General features: G+C 42.5%; 4 protein-coding genes. All 4 read right to left on the bottom strand.

What is annotated here, in order from left to right:
• A partial coding sequence (locus H5202_RS19725) for a M50 family metallopeptidase (RefSeq protein ID WP_182773565.1) occupies positions 1-627 on the bottom strand: 627 nt, incomplete at its 3' end.
• Positions 620-949, bottom strand: coding sequence for a hypothetical protein (locus H5202_RS19730; protein WP_182773566.1), 330 nt, complete (start codon positions 947-949; stop codon positions 620-622). The genes H5202_RS19725 and H5202_RS19730, both read right to left, overlap by 8 nt.
• A 59-nt stretch (positions 950-1,008) precedes the next feature.
• Complete coding sequence (tsaB, locus tag H5202_RS19735; protein ID WP_182773567.1) at positions 1,009-1,710, bottom strand: tRNA (adenosine(37)-N6)-threonylcarbamoyltransferase complex dimerization subunit type 1 TsaB; 702 nt, start codon at positions 1,708-1,710, stop codon at positions 1,009-1,011.
• A gap of 73 nt (positions 1,711-1,783) precedes the next feature.
• On the bottom strand, positions 1,784-3,014 hold a 1,231-nt coding region (locus H5202_RS19740; protein WP_182773568.1), incomplete at its 5' end, for an ATP-dependent DNA helicase.

The raw sequence follows: 3,014 nt of genomic DNA on the forward strand, positions 1-3,014 counted from the left end.
CATAAATCCGCTAAAGGCGAGCCATGTTATTACCCATAACCATGCAGGTAGCCAAGTCATTTTAGCTAACATAACTGCATCGCCCTGGCCGCTTAACCCTAATAACACCATCGGACTTGCCATGGCATTTAAAATAATCATTAGGCCTAATATACGCAGTAAGGTGTTTAACAGACTACTATTTTTTAATTTAAGTGGTAACAAAAAAAGTATTATCAATACACTAAGAATAACAACGGTTAATACATCTCGAGCCCAAAAAAGTAATGATGCAGCTACCGTCAACGCGAGTAAGGTCAGGGTAAATCTAATGGTCTGTTTTTGAGTTGCCATTAAAAATATCGAATACCCCCATAGTGCAGCGCCAAAATAGCCTGCATAAGCAATTAATATGCTACTGCCACCTTGGCTAAAACATAAGCCCGCGCCGTTTGGAAATAGCTGGATATGGCTGACCGAGCCACCGGTAAATAATGTCGCAATACCATGAGATAATTCATGAAAATAGCTTTCAAACCATTTAAAAGGAATAGAGATATAGGGGAATCGAGTCAATAAAAAAGCCAACACTAATTCAATCATAAAACGGCTGCGACTGGGTGTTGCAGACAACGGCACATTAGGCATATAAATCAATACCAACCATTTGTTGAATTTCGTCTCTTTTAGCAGAATGCTGTGTCGATAAATACTGAGCAATAGCGCCACGTTGACTGTGTGTATCACGGTCGTATTCCACACGAGCTTGTTGTTTGGCCGACAAAGTTGAATCATCAACAATGGCCATATTGCGAGTTTCAATGCCTTGAACTTCGCGTTCTTCAGCAGAAGGATTAACAATAATAGGTTCACGGGCCGCAGTTATCGGCCGATTTCCGGCAACAGCTTGGCTCAGGCTAATAGGGCCTGATTGATTATTTGCCATTGATAAAGCTGCATTTATCGTCATTAACGACACCATTTACCTATATATGTATCTTATACTTTATGTCAAATAACCAGGAATGGCTATTCTCGACCCGGAAGTTTTTTCCATGTAACGGTATCACGAAGGTAAACAGGCGATAGTTCATCGACAGTTGTATGCAAACCTTGTTGGTAGCCCTGTTGTGCCAAAACTAACATGGTTTTCGCATCTGGATAGGTCGCTTGGGTGCATATCGTCATGTGTGGCGCTATCGTTAATAATTGTGGATAAGCTTCAAAGCCGGTGCCACAAACACTAATATTTTGTTGTGTGTCGAGTGTTAACTCAATCGCTTCTGGCGCGCTAACGTGCTCTTCACCAACCAAGGTAGCAATGCCGTCTTTGGCAATGTATTGGCCCCAATATACTTCTTTCATACGAGCATCAATACAACACAATATTTGTGTAGCACCTTGCTCTGTTATCGCTAATTGGGCCATTGCCGCTAAGGTCGAAATGCCAATAACAGGTAAGTCTAGTCCCAAAGCTAATCCTTGGGTCATACTGGTACAAATACGAATACCGGTAAAACTGCCTGGGCCGCGGCCATAGGCAATCATGTCCACATCGGCCAGTGTTACTTGGGCTTGGGCTAGCACTTCATCAACCATAGGTAATATTCGTTGGCTATGTTCACGTGGTGCATCAGCAATCAGTGCAAACACGTTGCCATTGATGGTTAACGCAGCAGAGCAAGTTTCGGTGCAAGTATCAAGAGCGAGAATGGTTAACGACTTTGGCATTATGATGGGTTACCCAATAAAAAAACATCAAATAGACTCAATATGATAACTGATGCGCAAGGTTTTAAAAAGCTTAAGGGATTTGTTTTAAAAATTGTAATGCACGGTCTAAGTCACGTGTACGCTGCATTGGCGGCAGAGAATTAATAAATGCCTGTCCATAAGCTCGATTAACGATACGGTTATCGCACAAGATAAGCACACCGCGATCTTTTTCATCGCGAATAAGTCTCCCTACTCCTTGCTTTAAACTGATAACGGCTTGTGGCAGAGAAATATGGCTAAATGGGTCAAGTCCTTGACGTTCGGCATTAGCTGCACGTGCTTTGTATAAGGCATCATCAGGTGACACAAACGGCAACTTATCGATAATCACACAACTGAGTAATTTACCACGTACATCGACGCCTTCCCAAAAACTGCTGGTACCAAGCAACACAGCATTGCCTAATTGCCGAAATTTAGTTAACAAACTTTGTTTACTCGCTTGGCCTTGTACCAATAATGGATAAGCGACTTTACCTTGTAAAGCGGATGCAACTTGTTCGAGCATTTGATGGCTAGTAAACAATATAAACGTACGCCCTTGAGCAGCATTGATGGCTTGAACACATACATCAACTAATTGTTTTACCGTATGCTGCGACTGCCCTACTTTACCTAAATGGCGCGGCACACAAAATACCGCTTGATTAGGGTAATCAAACGGGCTGTCTAAAATGATTTGTTGCGCTGATAATAAGCCTAGCTCAGTAGCAAAATGGCCTAAACTGCGGTTAACTTGCAACGTTGCCGAGGTAAAAATCCAGCGGGTTTTGGCATCAAATAGCAGCTGACATTGTTTGGCCACATTAATGGGGCTAAGCCTAAGCATGATAAAACGTGGGCCTAACTCGACACTGTAAGCCGCTTGCATGTCTTTGCATTCAAAATAGTCTTGTAGCTTTTCAGCAAGCTCGTGTAATTGTTCAAACGCTAAATCGAGCAGGTCTTCGCGGCCAAGATGATGGCGAAGCACATTCGCAAGATCTGCTAATGATTGTTGTAGTGCCCATGACACGGTTGCTAATTGCTTATTAGCAAGTACTTTACGCCAATCAGATACTTGGTTGTCGTACATAGCGTTGTGCCAATCACTCAAAGCCAGCAGCCCACGTTGCGACAGTTGCTCTATTTGAATACTGTCGCGAATGACTTGTTTGTGTATTTTAATGATGCCATTAAGCAATAGGTCAATTTCGCGACTGGATATATGACTGCCAAAATAATTGATACAAATATCGGGTACCAAATGGGCTTCATCA

The sequence above is a fragment of the Shewanella sp. SG41-4 genome (genome assembly GCF_014164505.1).
Lineage (GTDB): Bacteria > Pseudomonadota > Gammaproteobacteria > Enterobacterales > Shewanellaceae > Shewanella.